Annotated in this window: 15 protein-coding genes; 7 read left to right on the forward strand and 8 right to left on the reverse strand. The window is 73.9% G+C overall.

Going from position 1 to position 16,290, the window contains the following annotated elements; genetic code table 11:
• Window positions 1-91 precede the first annotated feature (91 nt).
• Window positions 92-2,326 (reverse strand): hypothetical protein, encoded by a 2,235-nt coding sequence (locus BF93_RS01765; RefSeq protein ID WP_038370204.1) that lies wholly within the window; start codon window positions 2,324-2,326, stop codon window positions 92-94.
• A gap of 144 nt (window positions 2,327-2,470) precedes the next feature.
• On the opposite strand from BF93_RS01765, the gene fabG reads away from it, so the two are divergent.
• Together fabG and BF93_RS01775 are read left to right on the forward strand one after the other, a co-directional pair.
• Window positions 2,471-3,196 carry a 3-oxoacyl-ACP reductase FabG gene (gene fabG, locus BF93_RS01770; protein ID WP_038370205.1) on the forward strand — a complete coding sequence of 242 codons (726 nt, stop codon included), beginning with the start codon at window positions 2,471-2,473 and terminating at the stop codon, window positions 3,194-3,196.
• Window positions 3,197-3,294: 98 nt separating this feature from the next.
• Entirely contained in the window at window positions 3,295-3,822 is a 528-nt protein-coding gene (locus BF93_RS01775) for a SixA phosphatase family protein (protein WP_038370206.1), read from the forward strand.
• A gap of 111 nt (window positions 3,823-3,933) precedes the next feature.
• On the opposite strand, the gene serB is transcribed toward BF93_RS01775, so the two are convergent.
• Window positions 3,934-4,647 carry a phosphoserine phosphatase SerB gene (gene serB, locus BF93_RS01780; protein WP_051486392.1) on the reverse strand — a complete coding sequence of 238 codons (714 nt, stop codon included), beginning with the start codon at window positions 4,645-4,647 and terminating at the stop codon, window positions 3,934-3,936.
• Window positions 4,644-5,885: a glucose-1-phosphate adenylyltransferase gene (gene glgC / locus BF93_RS01785; RefSeq protein WP_038370207.1), complete on the reverse strand. Its 1,242-nt coding sequence runs from the start codon at window positions 5,883-5,885 to the stop codon at window positions 4,644-4,646. Before glgC ends, serB begins: the two co-directional genes overlap by 4 nt.
• Window positions 5,886-6,000: 115 nt before the next feature.
• On the opposite strand from glgC, the gene glgA reads away from it, so the two are divergent.
• Entirely contained in the window at window positions 6,001-7,188 is a 1,188-nt protein-coding gene (gene glgA, locus BF93_RS01790; protein WP_038370208.1) for a glycogen synthase, read from the forward strand.
• Window positions 7,189-7,386: 198 nt separating this feature from the next.
• On the opposite strand, the gene BF93_RS01795 is transcribed toward glgA, so the two are convergent.
• Window positions 7,387-8,184 (reverse strand): hypothetical protein, encoded by a 798-nt coding sequence (locus BF93_RS01795; RefSeq protein ID WP_084148169.1) that lies wholly within the window; start codon window positions 8,182-8,184, stop codon window positions 7,387-7,389.
• Window positions 8,181-9,653 carry a ribonuclease catalytic domain-containing protein gene (locus BF93_RS01800; RefSeq protein WP_051486393.1) on the reverse strand — a complete coding sequence of 491 codons (1,473 nt, stop codon included), beginning with the start codon at window positions 9,651-9,653 and terminating at the stop codon, window positions 8,181-8,183. The genes BF93_RS01795 and BF93_RS01800 overlap by 4 nt, the downstream gene beginning before the upstream one ends.
• A gap of 96 nt (window positions 9,654-9,749) precedes the next feature.
• Between BF93_RS01800 and BF93_RS01805 the strand changes: the two genes are divergently transcribed.
• Window positions 9,750-10,544 (forward strand): ABC transporter ATP-binding protein, encoded by a 795-nt coding sequence (locus BF93_RS01805; protein WP_038370209.1) that lies wholly within the window; start codon window positions 9,750-9,752, stop codon window positions 10,542-10,544.
• Between the two features lie 7 nt (window positions 10,545-10,551).
• Window positions 10,552-11,370, forward strand: a complete 819-nt coding sequence (locus tag BF93_RS01810; RefSeq protein ID WP_038370210.1) for a TrmH family RNA methyltransferase — start codon at window positions 10,552-10,554, stop codon at window positions 11,368-11,370.
• A gap of 69 nt (window positions 11,371-11,439) precedes the next feature.
• On the opposite strand, the gene BF93_RS01815 is transcribed toward BF93_RS01810, so the two are convergent.
• Complete coding sequence (locus tag BF93_RS01815) at window positions 11,440-11,928, reverse strand: SRPBCC family protein (protein WP_038370211.1); 489 nt, start codon at window positions 11,926-11,928, stop codon at window positions 11,440-11,442.
• Between the two features lie 201 nt (window positions 11,929-12,129).
• Here BF93_RS01815 and BF93_RS01820 point away from each other — a divergent pair, with 201 nt between their 5' ends.
• A complete protein-coding gene (locus BF93_RS01820) occupies window positions 12,130-13,806 on the forward strand; it encodes an MFS transporter (protein ID WP_084148170.1) in 1,677 nt (558 codons plus the stop codon).
• 18 nt (window positions 13,807-13,824) lie between these two features.
• Here BF93_RS01820 and BF93_RS01825 read toward each other — a convergent pair whose 3' ends face one another.
• Window positions 13,825-14,262, reverse strand: a complete 438-nt coding sequence (locus BF93_RS01825; RefSeq protein WP_038370212.1) for a VOC family protein — start codon at window positions 14,260-14,262, stop codon at window positions 13,825-13,827.
• 32 nt (window positions 14,263-14,294) lie between these two features.
• Entirely contained in the window at window positions 14,295-15,272 is a 978-nt protein-coding gene (locus BF93_RS01830; RefSeq protein WP_084148171.1) for a DMT family transporter, read from the reverse strand.
• A 78-nt stretch (window positions 15,273-15,350) separates the two neighbouring features.
• Between BF93_RS01830 and BF93_RS01835 the strand changes: the two genes are divergently transcribed.
• A complete protein-coding gene (locus BF93_RS01835; protein ID WP_038370213.1) occupies window positions 15,351-16,232 on the forward strand; it encodes a LysR family transcriptional regulator in 882 nt (293 codons plus the stop codon).
• Window positions 16,233-16,290: the final 58 nt, after the last annotated feature.

Raw genomic sequence — 16,290 nt, forward strand, 5'->3', positions numbered from 1 at the left:
CCCCACTGCAGCTCAGGCCGCCACCCGGCCGGCGGAGCCCATCCGTCATGCGGGGGCTCCGGCCAGGCGGGCGGCGGATTGAAGACCTTCGTCACGCAGGCACGTCCCAGGTGTACTGGTCGCTGTAGTTGTCGTAGACGAGCTTCAGGCCGCCGCTGCGGGAGACGTCGAAGATCGTCTTGATGGTGTACTCGTCCCCGGCGGAGAACGTGTCCGGGGCGTCGATGTCGGTTCCCGCATCGGCCAGCTCGTAGGTGCTGAGCGCCTCGTTCACCGTGCCGCCGTAGGGCGTCACCACGGAGAACATGTAGCCGCGGAAGTCCATCGTGCCGTCGGTGACCGTCACCTTGGCCGTGACCACGAGGAACTCGGGGAACTGCCCGGGCGTGACGGTGCCGCCGTAGGTGCTGGGGAGCTTGTCCGCCGGCAGCCACTCCATGGACACGGTGACCTGTCCCTTGCCGTCGGAGGAGATGACGTCGACCGGGGTGGCGGCGGGATCCACGGTGGGCAGCACCGAGGGGGTGACCGCGGTGGGCTCCTCGAAGGTCTCCTCCTCCGTCGGATCCTCGCTGGGCTCGGTGGCCTCGGTCGTCTCCTCCGTGCTCTGGGAGGTGGTGGGGGCGGAGGTCGGGTCGCCGCCGCCGCTGCGGTTGAACAGGACGATGCCGCCGATGAGCAGCGCGATCAGCCCGAAGACGAGCACCAGGACGATGCATCCGACCCACCAGAAGCGGGCGAACAGCCCCTTCTTCGGGCCCTGGCCCGCGCCCTCGGCGGTGGCCCACTGCGCACCGGAACCGCCCGTGGCGGGATCCGAGGCCGAGCCGAAGGCCGCGGGGGAGCCGTAGCCGGCGGCCGGAGATGCCTGGCCGTAGCCGGCCGAGGGGGATGCCTGGCCGTAGCCGGCGGCGGGGGAGCCCTGCCCATATCCCGCCGAGGGGGATGCCTGGCCGTAGCCGGCGGCCGAGGAGCCCTGGCCGTAGCCGGAGGCGGGGGAGGCCTGCCCGTACGCCGCCGCGGGGTCCTGCCCGTAGCCGGCCGCCGACGGATCCTGTCCGGGGGCGGCGGCCGAGGAGGCCTCTCCGTAGGCGGCCTGGCCCGACGCGGCCGCAGCCGCAGGCTCTGCGGACGGCTGCTGGGCGTCCTGGCCGTACTGCTGATCCTGGCCGTACTGCGGGGCCGAGGGGGCCTGCTCCGAGCTGGTGGCTCCATAGGCGGCCGCCGCGCCGACCCCGCCGATGGCCGCTGCGCCGGCGACCGGAGCGCCCGAGGAGTCGGATCCGGCGGCCTGATCGGCTGCGGGCTCCGCGTCCTCGTAGGGCGTGGCCTGCTGGAGGTCCGCCTCGAGGTTCGGGCCGTCGTACTCGGCGGTCTCCGCCGAGTCGGCCTGCGGGTCATGGGGAGCCGTCGGAGGGAGCTCGTGGTCCGCCCCGGCCGACGGGCCGGCGCCCGCCGAGGAGTCCTGTCCCGGTGCCGGCGCCGGAGCGGAGGCCGGCGCCTCGGAGGGGGCGGCAGCGGCGTCCTGCGCCGGGGCCGCCTGGGCGGCCTCGGCGGAGCCGCCCTGGCCCTCGAGGATCTGCTCGGCGTCGCTGGAGGCGGCCGGGGCATCGTCCCCGAACGGCTCCTCGGTGCTCGCGGGAGCCTCGGGGGCGTCCGCTCCGAAGGATGCCGCCGGCGCCTGCGCGCCGTGGGCGGCAGGAGCGCCGGTCGCGGGCGCCGCCTCGGCAGCGGCGGGGAGGCCCTGGTCCGCGGCGGGCGCGTCGGCCTCGGTGCCGGCGGCGAGGGGGTCGGAGCCCGGAGCGCCAGGGGTCCCGGCGACGACCGGAGCCTCCGTCGCGGCCTCGGCTGCGACCGCGGGGGCGGCGGCCGACGCCGCGGCCGGAGCGCCGGCCACATGGGTCGCGTCGGGGTCCTGGGGAGCGGGGGCATCGGCGACGTGCGTCGCGTCCGCATCGTGCTGCGCCGAGCCATCGTGCTGCACCGAGCCATCGTGCTGCGCGAAGGCATCGTGCTGCACCGAGCCATCCTGCTGCGCGGAGGCGTCCGCCGCGGACCCTGCGGGAGCGGCGGCGTCCGGAGCATGCTCCGCCGGTGCCGTCTGCTGCGGCGCCGCGGCGGTCGGCTCCGGGGTCGCACCGGTCGGCTCCGTGGTGGAGAGCCGGGTCGCGTCGTCGTCGACGGCCGGGGCCTCGGAACCCTCCACCCAGAAGTTCCATCCCTGCGGCGCGGGTCCCCACGACGGATCGGGCTGCCATCCCGGCGGCGGCGTCCAGGCCGGATCGTCGATCGGCCAGTTGGGCGGCGGGTTGAAGCGGTAGGCCATGTGCCTGCTACCTTCCATCGTCTGAACGGGGCGGCGCCGCGGTCGCCCAGGAGGCGACCCAGCGGCACAGCACTCGCCCCGTATCGTAGAGCACACGTCCCGTCGCCCGCGCGGGACCCGCCATCCGACCCCGAGGAGCCCTTCATGGACACGACCGCCCCCGAGCCCCGCAGCGTGCTGATCACCGGCGGCAATCGCGGCATCGGACGCGCGATCGCGGAGGAGTTCGTCCGTCGCGGAGACAAGGTCGCCGTCACCAGCCGCTCGGGCCAGGGAGGCCCCGAGGGCGCGCTCACCGTGGCCGCGGACATCACCGACGGCGCCTCGCTGGACGCCGCCTTCGCGGAGATCGAGGCGGCGCACGGACCGGTCGAGGTGCTCGTCGCCAACGCCGGCATCACCGACGACCAGCTGCTGCTGCGCATGGACGACGCCTCCTTCGAGTCCGTCGTCGACACGAACCTCACCGGCTCCTTCCGGACCGTCAAGCGCTCCATCAAGGGCATGATGCGCAAGAAGAAGGGGCGCATCATCCTGATCAGCTCGGTGGTGGGCCTGTACGGCTCGCCCGGGCAGGTCAACTACGCCGCCTCGAAGTCCGGCCTGGTCGGCATCGCCCGCTCGCTGACCCGGGAGCTGGGCAGCCGCGGCATCACGGCGAACGTCGTGGCCCCCGGCTACATCGCCACGGAGATGACCGACGGCCTGCCCGAGGAGCTGAAGTCCCAGTACCTCAAGGCGATCCCCGCCGCGCGCTTCGCCGATCCCTCCGAGGTGGCCCGCGTCGTGGCCTTCCTCGCCGGGGACGATGCGTCCTACATCTCGGGCGCCGTGATCCCCGTCGACGGCGGCCTCGGCATGGGACACTGATGCCCGACTCCGCGCCGCCGATCCCGGCGGCGCCCCGCGCGAACCGGTCCCGGACCGCCCCCGTGTCCCGGACCACGATGAAGGTGTGATCTCGCCGCATGGCATCCTCCGACCCTGACAGTCGCCTCCTGCTGCTCATGCGCCACGGGAAGGCCGACGCCGCCGCGGACAGCGATCATGATCGCCCGCTCCACGACAAGGGCCGCGCCCAGGCGCGCATGATCGGGGAGTACCTCGAGTCGCAGGGCGTGCGCCCCTCCCGGGTGCTGGTCTCCGATGCGCTGCGCACCCGGGAGACCTGGCAGAGCGTCCTGGAGACGATGCCCGGCTTCGACGGCCGCGTCACCTTCCACGAGGACATCTACCATGGCGGCCCGGCGGAGGTCCTCGCCCTCATCGGCGGTCGCAAGCCCAAGCACCACGTGGTGATGGTGATCGGTCACGAGCCCACCATGTCCACGCTCAGCAGCTTCCTGGCCGATGACGACTCCTCGGATCCGTCCTCGGTCGCGCAGGCCCGGATCGGCCTGCCCACCGGCGCGATGAGCGTGCTGACGGGCCGGCAGGACGACTGGTCCGAGGTCCGGGAGGCCTCGATGACGCTGCACACCATCGTGCGCAGCTGACCGCCGCCGGCGGGCATCGCCCGCGGCCCCGCCGCACGACGCACCGCGCGCCTCCTGCAGTCGGCGCCCGCCCCGGATCCGGGGCGGGCGCCGACTGCTGTGCAGGGAGGATCAGCCGCGCGCGGCCGCCTCCTCCAGGTAGGGCAGGGCATCGAGCAGGCTGGGCCCCTCGAGCTCGACATCGGCCACCTCCCGCAGGGCCGGCTTGCCGCAGAAGGCGATGCCGGTCCCGGCCGCGCGGACCATCAGCGCGTCGTTGGCGCCGTCGCCGATGGCGACCGTCCGGGAGAGCGGGACCCCGTGGCGCGCGGCGAGCTCCCGCAGGACCTGCTCCTTGCGCTCGGCGGTCACCACCGGGCCGGACACCCGGCCGGTCAGGCGGCCGTCGGCGACCTCGAAGCGGTTGGCGACGACCACGTCGACGCCCGCCGCGGCGGCGAGCTCGTCGATCGCCTCGTGGAAGCCGCCGGAGACCAGCGCCGTCACCCAGCCCCGCGACCGCGCCGCCGCGAAGAGCTCGACAGCCCCCGGGGTCGGGACGAGGGAGGAGCGGACCTGCGCCAGGGCCTCCTCGGACAGGCCGGCCAGGGTCGCCACGCGCGCATGCAGAGAGTCCGCGAAGTCCAGCTCCCCGCGCATGGCACGGGTGGTGACCTCCTCGACCTGCTCGCGGGTGCCGGCATGGTCGGCGACGAGCTCGATGACCTCCTGGGTGAGGAAGGTCGAGTCGACGTCGGAGACGAGGATCCCGGTGACGGGAGCGGTCGCCGGGGCCGCTCCCGTCCCGTGATCGGATTCGATGCGGGGAAGGGGTGCGCTGCTCATCCGGGGGTGATGACCGTTCCCTTGCCGATCACGGTGATCCCCGAGGGCGTCACCACGAAGCCCCGGGCGCGGTCCTTCTCCGCGTCCAGGCCGATCTGGGTGCGCGGAGGGATCACCACGTCCTTGTCGATGATGGCGCGATGGATCTGGCTGTGTCGTCCCACCGTCACATTGTCCATCACCACGGAGTCGGACACGTGCGACCACGAATGGCAGCGCGTGCCCGGCGAGAGCACGGAGTTGGACACCTGCGCGCCGGAGACGACGACGCCGGGCGAGACGATCGAGTCGACCGCCGAGCCGACACGGCCGGGACCGGCATGGACGAACTTCGCGGGCGGCACGTTGCGCACCCCGGCGAAGGTCGGCCACTGCTCGTTGTAGAGGTTGAAGACCGGATGGATGGAGATGAGGTCCATATGGGCCTCGTAGAAGGCGTCGATGGTGCCGACGTCCCTCCAGTAGTCGCGGTCGCGGTCGGTGGAGCCGGGGACATCGTTGCGGATGAAGTCGTACACCGCCGCGTCGCCCCGCTCGACGAAGTAGGGGACGATGTCGCCGCCCATGTCGTGCGCCGAGTCGTCGTTCGCGCCGTCGCGCGTGACGGCCTCGACGAGGGCGTCCGCGTCGAAGACGTAGTTGCCCATCGAGGCGAGGATCTGGCTGGGGTCATCGGCCAGGCCCTGCGTCTCCTTGGGCTTCTCGACGAAGCGGGCGATGCTGGTGGGGTCGTTCTCGACGGTCTCGATGACGCCGAACTGGTCGGACTCCTCGATGGGCTGGCGGATCGCTGCGACGGTGCAGGACTTGCCGGATTCGACGTGGGCATCGACCATCTGCGAGAAGTCCATGCGGTAGATGTTGTCCGCACCGACCACGACGACGTAGTCCGGCTTCTCGTCGCGGATGAGGTTGAGGGATTGGTAGATGGCATCGGCGCTGCCGCGGTACCAGTGCTTGCCCATGCGCTGCTGCGCGGGCACCGGGGCGACGTAGTTGCCCAGGAGCGAGCTCATGCGCCACGTCTGGGCGATGTGCTTGTCCAGGGAGTGCGACTTGTACTGGGTGAGCACCACGATCCGGAGGAACCCGGAGTTCACGATGTTCGACAGCGCGAAGTCGATCAAGCGGTAGATGCCGCCGAACGGGACGGCAGGCTTCGCCCGGTCGAGGGTCAGGGGCATGAGCCGCTTCCCCTCTCCGCCGGCGAGGACGATGGCGAGGACCTTTTTCGACATGGCTGAAGGATAATGCCTCTGTGGGCCGGATCACGTCACGGTCCCACATCCGGACCGCGGGCCCCGTCCCGGGGAGCGGTCCGTGCCTGCATACGACCACGTCCTGGGAGGAAACATGCGCGTCGATCTGCTCACGAAGGAGTACCCGCCCGAGGTGTACGGAGGCGCCGGCGTCCATGTCGCCGAGCTCACCCGGGTGCTGCGCCCCCTGATCGACGTGAGGGTCCGATGCTTCGGCGCGGACCGCCACGAGCAGGGCGTCACCGCCTACCGGGCGCCCGTCGAGCTCGCGGGGGCGAACTCCGCCCTGGTGACCCTGGGGACCGACCTGCCGATGGCCTCGGACTGCGCGGGCGCGGACCTGGTGCACTCCCACACCTGGTACGCGAACTTCGCCGGCCACCTCGCGCAGCTCCTCCACGGCGCCCCCCACGTGCTCTCGGCGCACTCGCTCGAGCCGCTGCGCCCCTGGAAGGCCGAGCAGCTGGGTGGCGGATACGCGCTGAGCTCCTTCGCCGAGCGGACCGCCTACGAGGCGGCGGCCGGCATCATCGCCGTCTCCGGAGGCATGCGCGAGGACATCCTGCGCTCCTACCCGGCGGTGGACCCGGCGCGGGTGCACGTGGTCCACAACGGCATCGACATCGAGGAGTGGTCGCCCAACCGCGCCACCGACGTGCTCACCTCCCGGGGCATCGACCCCGAGGCCCCCACCATCGTGTTCGTCGGCCGGATCACCCGCCAGAAGGGCCTCCCGTACTTCCTGCGCGCGGTGCGCGATCTGCCCGAGGGCGTGCAGGTCGTGCTCTGCGCCGGAGCACCCGACACCCCGGAGATCGCGCACGAGGTCGAGACGCTCGTCGCGGAGCTGCAGCGCAGCCGCCAGGGCGTCCACCTCATCTCCGACATGCTCCCGCGGGACCAGCTCACCCAGATCCTCACCCACGCCACCACCTTCGTGTGCCCGAGCATCTACGAGCCCCTGGGCATCGTGAACCTCGAGGCCATGGCCTGCGGCACCCCCGTGGTCGGCTCCGCGACCGGCGGCATCCCCGAGGTGGTCGTCGACGGGGAGACCGGGTACCTGGTGCCCCTGGCCCAGGCCGACGACGGCACCGGCACCCCCCTCGAGCCGGAGATCTTCGTGGCCGACCTCGCCGCGGCGCTCACCCGCGCCGTCTCCGCCCCCGAGCGCGCCCGGGAGATGGGCGAGGCCTCGCGGCGCCGCGCGGCCGACCACTTCTCCTGGACCTCGATCGCGCAGCGCACCCTGGAGGTCTACCGCACGGTGCTCGACGCCTGAGCGTCCCGTGGTCCCGGGGCCCGGCGGTCGCCGCACCGCCGGGCCCCGGCACGTCACGGCGCTTCCCGCGGGCTCGGTGCCTGCGGTGCCCGTCAGGCGTCACGATGCCCGCCGGAGGTCATTCTGCGTCGCTTGAACACCCGTTCAAGCGACGCAGAATGACCTCCGGCGGGGTGGTGCGCGGGCACGGCGACCGGGTCAGGGCATCTCGGCGGCGACCACGGCGGTGACCTGGTCCACCAGGGCCTCCCGGGAGGCATCGGCCAGCTCGCGCAGGATCTGCTCGCGCCGGCTCGCCCCGGACAGGGACGGGGCGGCGGTTTCCGCGGCGAGCTCGGTGCGGGTCAGAAGCAGGGTCCGGGCCGCGAGGGTCAGCAGATGCCGGGCGGGCCCGGGGACGTGGCGGGGCAGGCCCGCCGCCGTCCATCCGGCGGGCAGGGTGGCCTGGGGGATCGGCTCCTCCGGGACGAGATCCAGGTGGGCGGAGCCGTCGGCCGCCCGGCGCAGCGCCCGCAGCAGCTCCTCCCGCGCCCCCGAGGAGTTCGCCGGCGGCACCACCTGGGCGGCGGTGCCGGGGATCCGGCTCCAGGTCACCTCGACACCGCGGGCGCCGTCGGCGCCGAGCTCGTCGACCTCCGGCACCAGGGTGTGCTCTCCCAGCCCCGCCGCGGTGACGACGATCGCCTGCTCGGCCATCACCGCGCGGGTGATCGCGGCCGGAGGGCCGATGAGCCCGGCGATCCGGCCGGGCTGGGGCAGCACCAGGCGGGCCTGGGCCAGGGGCAGACGGCGCAGCTGCGTCATCCAGTCGAACAGGTCCTCGCCGTCGGCAGTGCGCTGGCGGTGCCCGGCGCCGTGGGCGATCGAGACCGCGTCGTCCGGGCCGACGTCGCCGCGGAGGTACGCCCCGGCCCACAGCAGCAGGGACGCCGCCCGCGGCAGCGGGACCAGGTCGCGGGGGATCTGCGGGGAGAGGTCGGGGAAGGCCTCGCTCACGGGCGACCCACCGCCACCAGGCGGGGCGCGGCAGAGGCGTCGGCGGCCTCGGGACGCACGCGCAGCACCTCGCCGAGCTGCGCATCGGCCTCGACCCATCCCGTCACCGGCGGCTGCGAGAGCTGCACCTCCACGCGCAGCGGCGAGGACTCCCCGGCCTCGCGCCGGTCGATGACGGTCGCCTCGAGCTCCTCGCCGACATGGGCGCGCAGGGCCTCCGCCTCGACCAGATCGATCGCGGCACGCTCCAGCGCCCCGGCGCGCGCCGCCGTGGCCTGCATCGCCTCCGGGATCTGCGGGAGCGCGGCGAGCAGCGCCGCATCCGGCTCCTCGCCGCGCGAGTGGGCCAGGCACATCAGCAGCACGAAGCGGTCCACCAGCCGGCGCAGCGGCGCCGTCGCATGCGCGTAGGGAGCGGCGATCGCGGACTGCACCGGATCCTCGGGCAGCTCCTCCGCGCTGCGGAACGCCGCGTAGGAGGCGCCGCGGAACAGGGAGGACGCCTGGTTCAGCAGCGCCAGGTGGCGTCCCTCGCGCCAGTCCAGGGTGCGCAGGAACTCGCCATAGGGCATCCCCTCCGGCCAGGTCACCCCGAGCGCCTCGCCCTGCAGGCGGAAGCGCTCGATCGCGCGGGGCTCGGCCGGCGGCATCGTCCGCAGGATCCCGCTGCCGCCGTCGATCATGAGCCGTGCCGCGGCCATACCGGTGAGCAGGGAGATCTGCGCGTTGGCGTCCTCGATCTCCCGCGGGCGCCGCCAGGAGATGCGCAGCAGCTCTCCGTCCTCCTCGACCTCCTGCTCGGGGACGTTCAGGCTGGCCCCGCCGCGCTCGGCCTCGATCCCGGCGCGCAGCGCGCCGATCTCGAGCAGCAGCCGCATCATCGGGTGGCCGCGGCCGGCGTCCAGCTCGTCCTGCACGGCGTCGTAGCCGAGCTTCTCCCGGGAGCGGACCACGGCCCGCTCGAGGGCGACGGTCTCCAGCTCCCCGCGTCCGTCCAGATGCATGTCCCACACGAAGGCCGGGGCGTCCTGCCCGGGCAGCAGGGAGGCGGCGCCCTCGGAGATCACCTCGGGATGCAGCGGGATGCGCCGGTCCGGGAGGTAGACGGTGGCGCCGCGGCGGCGGGCCTCCGCGTCGATCACCCCGTCGAGCTCGACGAACAGCGGCACGTCCGCGATGGCGTAGAGGACGTGGAATCCGTCCCCGTCGCGGGACAGATGCATGGCCTGGTCGAGGTCGGTGGAGGAGGCCGGGTCGAGGGTGACGAAGGGGACCTCCCGCAGATCCGTCCGGTCCCCGGCCCGGGAGGACCAGTCGGCGGCGGCCCGGGCGGCGGCGAGGACCTCCGGCGGGAACTCCCGCGGCAGGTCCTTCCCGGCCTCGGCGACCAGGGCGTCGATGCCCTCCTCGAGGGCGGCCCGCGCGACCGATCCGCGCGGGACATGGAGCGAGACGGCTCGGTGCGCCACGGGACCTCCTGGGGTCGGCTGGGGGACTGGGCACAGTCTAGGTGCGGGCGCGTCGCACGGCAGGGAGGCGGGCGCGGAGCCGATAGGCTCTGGACCATGCCCGATGCTGCAGCTGAACTCACCGATGTCGTCGTCCGTCGCGGCGGACGCCACCTCCTGGACTCCGTGTCCCTGCGCATCGACGAGGGGCAGCGCTGGGTGGTGCTGGGGCCCAACGGCGCCGGCAAGTCCACCCTGGTGCGCCTGCTCGCCGCGCGCCTGCACCCCACCTCCGGCACCGTCGACCTGTTCGGGGAGCGGCTGGGCCGCACCGACATCTTCGAGATCCGCCCGCTGATCGGCCTGGCCTCCCAGGAGCTCGCCGAGACCGTCCCGGTGGAGGAGACGGCGCTGGACGTCGTGGTCACCGCCGGCTACTCGATCGTGGGCCGGTGGCGGGAGCAGTACGACGAGGAGGACCTCGACCGCGCCCGCGGCCTGCTGGGCGCCTTCGGCGTGGCGGAGCTGGCCGACCGGATGTTCGGCACCCTGTCCACCGGCGAGCGCAAGCGCGTGCTGTCCGCCCGCGCCCTGATGACCGACCCCGAGCTGCTGCTGCTGGACGAGCCGGCCTCCGGCCTGGACCTGGGCGGACGCGAGGAGCTCGTGCGCAACCTGGGACGCCTGGCGAAGGATCCGCAGACCCCGGTGACGGTGCTGGTCACCCACCATGTCGAGGAGATCCCGCCGGGGTACACCCATGCCCTGCTGCTGCGCGCGGGCGGCGTGGTCGCCGCCGGGCCGATCGAGGGGACCCTCACCTCGCAGAACCTCACCCGCACCTTCGGGCTGCCGCTGGTGGTCCAGAACCACGGCGAGCGGTTCTCCGCGCGCGCCGTCCAGCTCGGCTGAGCGGCCGATGATCGAGCGGATCGACTCCGCCGAGGACCCGCGGCTGGACGACTACCTGCGCATGACCGATGTGCGCCTGCGGTCCCGGATCGAGCCGGAGCGCGGCCTGTTCATGGCCGAGAGCTACGAGGTCATCTCGCGGGCGCTGGACGCCGGCCACGCCCCGCGGTCCTTCCTCATGAGCGAGAAGTGGCTGCCGCGCTTCGCGCCGCTGTTCGAGCCGTGGCCGGACGTCCCCGTGTTCGTGGGCGAGGCGGCGCTGCTGGAGCAGCTCACCGGCTTCCACCTGCACCGCGGAGCGCTGGCGGCCATGCAGCGGCCGGTGCTGCGGACGGTGCCGGAGCTGCTGGCGAGCCGGGAGCGGTCGCGGGTGGCGATCATCGAGGACATCGTGGACCACACCAACGTGGGCGCGATCTTCCGCTCCGCGGCGGCGCTCGGCGTCGATGCGGTGCTGGTGACGCCGCGCTGCGCCGATCCGCTGTACCGTCGCGCGATCCGCGTGTCGATGGGCACGGTGTTCCAGGTGCCGTGGACGCGGATCGACCCGTGGCCGGGCGGGATCGCCGCGCTCCAGGAGGCCGGGTACGTGGTCGCCGGGATGACCCTCGGCGAGGGCTCGATCGCCCTGGACGAGCTCGTCGCGGAGTGCCCCGAGAAGCTCGCCCTCGTCTTCGGGACGGAGGGGCACGGCCTCACCCCGGCGGCGGACCGCCTGCTGGACCGGCGGGTGACGATCCCGATGATGCACGGCGTCGACTCCCTGAACGTCGCCGCGAGCTCGGCCGTCGCGTTCTACGCCACGCGAGCGCAGCCCCGGACCTGACGGCGTCGGCGGGATCGCCCCGCTCGGCGCGCCCGGCCCACGCGACCCGACCGTCCCCCGGGGCGAGGGTCAGCGGTCCTGGGCGCGGACGTCCGTCCCGTGCTCGGCGAAGGCCCGGAAGTCCTCCATGTGCGAGCGCGTCTGCGCGATGAAGGCCCGGCGCAGGAACGGCGCGAACCATCGCATCGCTCCCGTGAACCGGTACTCGTTCTCGCTCTCCCACAGCGTGCGCTCCGGCCCGGCCACGCTCAGCCGCTCCCGGGCGGCGCTCCACATGCCGGGGGCGAGGATCTCGCGCTCGTACCGGACGACCTGCTCCGGACGGGCCTGGCCCAGGTCCTCCGGCTCACGACGGGTGATGGTCTCGGTGCACTGCATGGTCCCCTTCCCGGAGCGGAGCTCGACCGTGGAGACCGTCCCGACCTGCCCCTCGCGCCCGTGCACCGGCTCGTGCCGCACCAGGCCGCGCAGCCACTTCGGCCGCTGCGCCGGGTCGGTGAGCAGGTCGAGGACTTTTTCGCGGGGCAGAGCGATCTCGAGGCGGACGGTGAATCTCATCGGACCCCTTCCCCGGGGAGGCGAGCATCGTCAGGCGGATACGAGGGTGATTGTCCCACCGCGCCGCGACGTGCGGGGGGCGGAGCGGTCGCGCCCGCTTCCACCGGGCCCTGTCGCGCCCTATCCTGCAGCTCACGATGGAGCAGACCATCGGCGGCCGCGCCGACGCGGCGCCCGAGAGAGACCGAGGCGACCCGAACCATGACGACGGACCCATCCCCGGGATCGGGGGAGCCGGGCGCCTTCGCGCCGCTGCGCCGTTCCGGATTCCGCTGGCTGTGGCCCGCGATCGTCGTGAGCTACGTGGGCTTCTGGGGGCAGACCGTCGGCGCCCAGTGGCTGCTGGTCAACGGCCCGAACGCGAGCGTCACGGTCGCCCTGATCCAGACCGCCGCGACGCTGCCGATGATGCTGTTCACCCTGCCCGGCGGGGTGGTCGCCGATCGCTTCGACCAGCGCTGGATCATCGTGGTGGTGCAGACGTACATGGCGGTGGGGGCGTTCAGCCTGGCCGTGGTCACGGCGCTGGGTCTCGCCTCCCCGCCGGTGGTGCTCGCCTTCACCTTCCTGCTCGCCATCGGCACGGCGTTCCAGATCCCCGCCTGGCAGTCCTCGCTGCCGGACATCGTCCCGCGCGACGAGCTCGGGGCGGCGACGCGCCTGGACATGGTCGGGGTCAACTTCGGCCGGGCCGCAGGACCGGCGATCGCCGGCGTGCTCATCGGCGCGGCCGGGGTCCCGTGGGTGTTCGTGCTCACCGCGGCCACGGCCCTGATCCTCGCCGGCACCCTGCTGACCTGGCGGCGCCCGGCGCGGACCCTCGCCCCGCCGGCGCGGGAGCGGTTCCTGCCGGCGCTGCGCGCCGGGGTCCGCTACGTCCGGCACGATGCGATGGTCCGTCGCATCCTGCTGCGCGCGGTGCTGTTCATCGCCCCGGCGACGATCCTGTGGGCGCTGATCCCGCTGGTGGCGACGGAGCGCCTGGGCGTGGACGCGGGAGCCTACGGCGCGCTGTTCGGGGCGCTCGGGCTCGGGGCGATCCTCGCGGCGCTGACCGTCGGCCGGCTGCGCGGGGTGATGGCCACCGGGACACTCCTGGTCCTGTCCGGTCTGCTGTACGCCGTGGTGCTCGCGATCCTGGTGCTGGTGCCGGTGTTCGTCGTCGCCCTCGCCGCGCTGATCCTCGCCGGCGCCGCCTGGACCGCCGTGATCTCCACGCTCAACGCGGAGCTCCAGTTCGTGCTGCCGTCCTGGGTGCGGGCCCGCGGCCTCTCGGTCTACCTGGTCACCTTCACGGGATCGCAGGCGATCGCCTCGATCCTCTGGGGTCAGCTCGCCGCGTGGACCGGGGTCGTCGCCGCGTTCCTCACCGCCGGGGTGCTGCTGGCGCTGACCTCCGTCTCCGGCGTGCTGCTGCGGATGCCGGACGTCCGCGACGCCGATCCGCGCAGCATGCCGTTCTGGGGCGATGTGAACGTCCCGATCGAGATCCAGCCCACGCACGGGCCGATCGTGGTCAGCGTCGAGTACCGGGTGCCCGCGGCCGACGATGCCGCGTTCCTCGCGACCACCGCCGATCTGCGCCGCTCCCGGCTGCGCAACGGCGCCAGCCGGTGGGAGCTCTACCGCGTCGCCGAGACCCCGGAGGTCTTCGTCGAGTCCTTCATGGTCGACACCTGGGAGGAGCACCAGGCCCAGCACCGCGACCGTCTCACCGCCGCGGACCAGCGCATCGAGGCGGCCGTCCAGGCCTTCGTCTCCCGGCCGCCGCAGGGGCGCCACCTGATCCCGCCGACCATGGCGGCCTCGCCGGCGGATTCCCCGGACGCCCCGCGACGACGGCGGCCCCGCCCGAGGACCCGCCGCGCCCCGCGCTGACCGGGGGAGCGTCCCCCGTCAGGGGGTGCGCAGGTCCTGCGCGAGCATCACCAGGATCCCGCTGGGGCCGCGGAGGTACGTCAGGCGGTAGATGTCCTCGTAGGTCGCGACGCCGCGCAGCGGGTGGCAGCCGTGCCGGGCCGCGATCTCCAGGGCGGCGTCCAGGTCGTCGACGGAGAAGGCGACCCGGTGCATGCCGATCTCGTGGGGGAGCGTCGGCTCGGTCTCGATCGCCTCCGGATGGATGTACTCGAACAGCTCGAGCTGGCCGTTCCCGTCGGGCGTCTGCAGCACGGCGATGCGGGCGTGGTTGCCGTCCAGGCCGACGGCGGTGTCGGCCCACTCCCCGCTGACGGTGTCCCGGCCGACGAGGGACAGGCCCAGGTCGGTGAAGAAGGCGATGGCGGCGTCGATGTCACGGACCGCGATGCCGACGTTCTCGAGTGCGATGGCCATGGGCAGACCCTACGCCGTCGGTGTGGCCGGCGTCACCGCTCCCGGCCTGCCCCGGCGGACGGGACGGCGTGCATGCGGCGGCCGGGCGGGGTGCGGCGCGCCGGTGCGGGCAGCTGCGCGCTGACCATCGCCGCGAGGGCGAGGGCGAAGCCGGCCAGCTGCACCGGGCCCAGGACCTCGTCGGCGACGACCGCCCCGAGGCCCGCGGCCACCAGCGGCGACAGCAGCACCAGCGGCGCGGTCGCGGTCACGGGCAGGCGGGTCACCCCGGAGAACCACAGGGCATAGGCCAGCAGCGCCCCGGCCAGCCCCAGCCACAGGAACCCGACGACGGCCGCTGCGTCGATGCCCGCCGGCACGCCGTCCAGGAGCAGGGCCGGCGGCAGCAGCACCAGGCCGGCGGCGGTCAGCTGCCATCCGGCGAAGCCGATGGCGGAGACCCCTGGGGGTCGGCCCCATCTCCTGGTGAGCACGATGCCGGCGCCGACCGACGCGGCGCCGGCCAGGCCGGCGAGCAGGCCGATCGGGTCGAGCGCGGCGTCCGGGCCCAGCACCACCAGGGCGACGCCCAGCAGGCCGACCGTTCCCCAGCCGACCCGCCAGGCGGACAGCCGCTCGTGGAGGATCGCGACGGCCAGCAGGGCGACGAGGATCGGCTGCGAGGCCCCCAGCGTCGCCGCGACCCCGCCGGGCAGATTCTGGGCGGCGAGGAACAGCAGCGGGAAGAAGGCGCCGATGTTCAGCGTGCCCAGCACCAGGCTCCGCCACCACCACGCCCCGCGCGGCAGGCGGCGGGCGATGAGCAGGGCGATCAGCCCGGCGGGCAGGGCACGCACCATCGCCGCGAACAGGGGGTGGCCCTCGGGGAGCAGCAGGGTGGTCACGGCGTAGGTCGTCCCCCAGACGGCCGGGGCGATCGCGGTCAGGGCCGTCAGGCCCCAGCGCGCGGGCCCGGCGGGAACCGGCGACGGAGCGGCGGGGGCGGTCCCCGGAATGGTGGTCGTGGTCATGGCCCGATCCTCATCGGCCCGCGTTCATGAGTCCAACACATCGTTGTCATCCCATGCATGCACAGCGATCATGGATCCATGGAGCTCCAGCAGATGCGGTACGCCGTGGCCGTCGCCGAGGAGCGCAGCTTCACGCGCGCCGCCCGGCGGTGCCATGTCGTGCAGTCCGCGCTCAGCCACCAGATCAAGGCGCTGGAGCGGGAGCTGGGCACTGCCCTGTTCGCCCGCAGCAGCCGCCGCGTCGAGATCACGGCCGCGGGGGAGGCCTTCCTCGTCGCCGCCCGGGAGAGCCTCGCGGCCGCCGATCGAGCCGCGGCCGATGCCGCCTCCGCGGACGGGGAGATCCGCGGCGTCCTGACCCTCGGCATGATCCCCACGGTGACCGCGATCGACCTCCCGGCCGCGCTCGGGGCACTCCGGCGGGCCCACCCGGCGGTGCGCATCCGGCTGCGCAGCGGCGGCAGCGACGAGTTCATGACCGCCATCGGCCAGGGCGGGATGGACGTGGCGGTCCTCGGCCTCCCGGAGACGGCGCCTCCCCGCGGCGTGCGCTCCCGGGTCCTGGCACGGGAGCACCTGGTCGCCGTGATGCGCGCCGACCACCCGCTCGCCGGCCGGAGCCTGCTCGACCTCGAGGACCTGGCCGAGGCCGCCGTCATCGACTTCCCCGCGGGGGCGCCGGGCCGGGCGCCCTCGGACCTGGCGTTCCGCGCCGCCGGGATCTCCCGGGAGGTCGCGTTCGAGGTGATGAGCCCGGAGACCATGCTCGCGCTGGTCCGGCACGGCCTCGGCGTCGTGCTGCTGCCGCCCGCCGTGGTCCCCGCGGACGAGGAGCTGCGCACGATCCCGGTCCGCGACGGCCCGGCCCGGGTCGTGCACCTGGCATGGAGCGCGTTCCACGTCCCGCCCGCCGCACGGGCGCTCCTGGAGATCCTGGAGGTCCCGGACGCCCGCTCTTGACGTTCTGGGCGGCGGCGGGGCGGCGGACCGGTCACGGGCCGCGCCCCGTACACTGACC

Origin of the sequence: Brachybacterium phenoliresistens, from assembly GCF_000576425.1 — a bacterium.
GTDB classification, from domain to species: Bacteria; Actinomycetota; Actinomycetes; order Actinomycetales; family Dermabacteraceae; genus Brachybacterium; species Brachybacterium phenoliresistens.

Excerpts from the sequence above, each read along its gene's own strand:
- BF93_RS01820 (WP_084148170.1), top strand. The coding sequence starts at position 12,130 with ATGACGACGGACCCATCCCCGGGATCGGGGGAGCCGGGCGCCTTCGCG.
- BF93_RS01825 (WP_038370212.1), bottom strand. The coding sequence starts at position 14,262 with ATGGCCATCGCACTCGAGAACGTCGGCATCGCGGTCCGTGACATCGAC.
- BF93_RS01765 (WP_038370204.1), bottom strand. The coding sequence starts at position 2,326 with ATGGCCTACCGCTTCAACCCGCCGCCCAACTGGCCGATCGACGATCCG.
- fabG (WP_038370205.1), top strand. The coding sequence starts at position 2,471 with ATGGACACGACCGCCCCCGAGCCCCGCAGCGTGCTGATCACCGGCGGC.
- BF93_RS01775 (WP_038370206.1), top strand. The coding sequence starts at position 3,295 with ATGGCATCCTCCGACCCTGACAGTCGCCTCCTGCTGCTCATGCGCCAC.
- serB (WP_051486392.1), bottom strand. The coding sequence starts at position 4,647 with ATGAGCAGCGCACCCCTTCCCCGCATCGAATCCGATCACGGGACGGGA.
- BF93_RS01835 (WP_038370213.1), top strand. The coding sequence starts at position 15,351 with ATGGAGCTCCAGCAGATGCGGTACGCCGTGGCCGTCGCCGAGGAGCGC.
- BF93_RS01805 (WP_038370209.1), top strand. The coding sequence starts at position 9,750 with ATGCCCGATGCTGCAGCTGAACTCACCGATGTCGTCGTCCGTCGCGGC.
- BF93_RS01815 (WP_038370211.1), bottom strand. The coding sequence starts at position 11,928 with ATGAGATTCACCGTCCGCCTCGAGATCGCTCTGCCCCGCGAAAAAGTC.
- BF93_RS01830 (WP_084148171.1), bottom strand. The coding sequence starts at position 15,272 with ATGACCACGACCACCATTCCGGGGACCGCCCCCGCCGCTCCGTCGCCG.
- glgC (WP_038370207.1), bottom strand. The coding sequence starts at position 5,885 with ATGTCGAAAAAGGTCCTCGCCATCGTCCTCGCCGGCGGAGAGGGGAAG.
- BF93_RS01810 (WP_038370210.1), top strand. The coding sequence starts at position 10,552 with ATGATCGAGCGGATCGACTCCGCCGAGGACCCGCGGCTGGACGACTAC.
- glgA (WP_038370208.1), top strand. The coding sequence starts at position 6,001 with ATGCGCGTCGATCTGCTCACGAAGGAGTACCCGCCCGAGGTGTACGGA.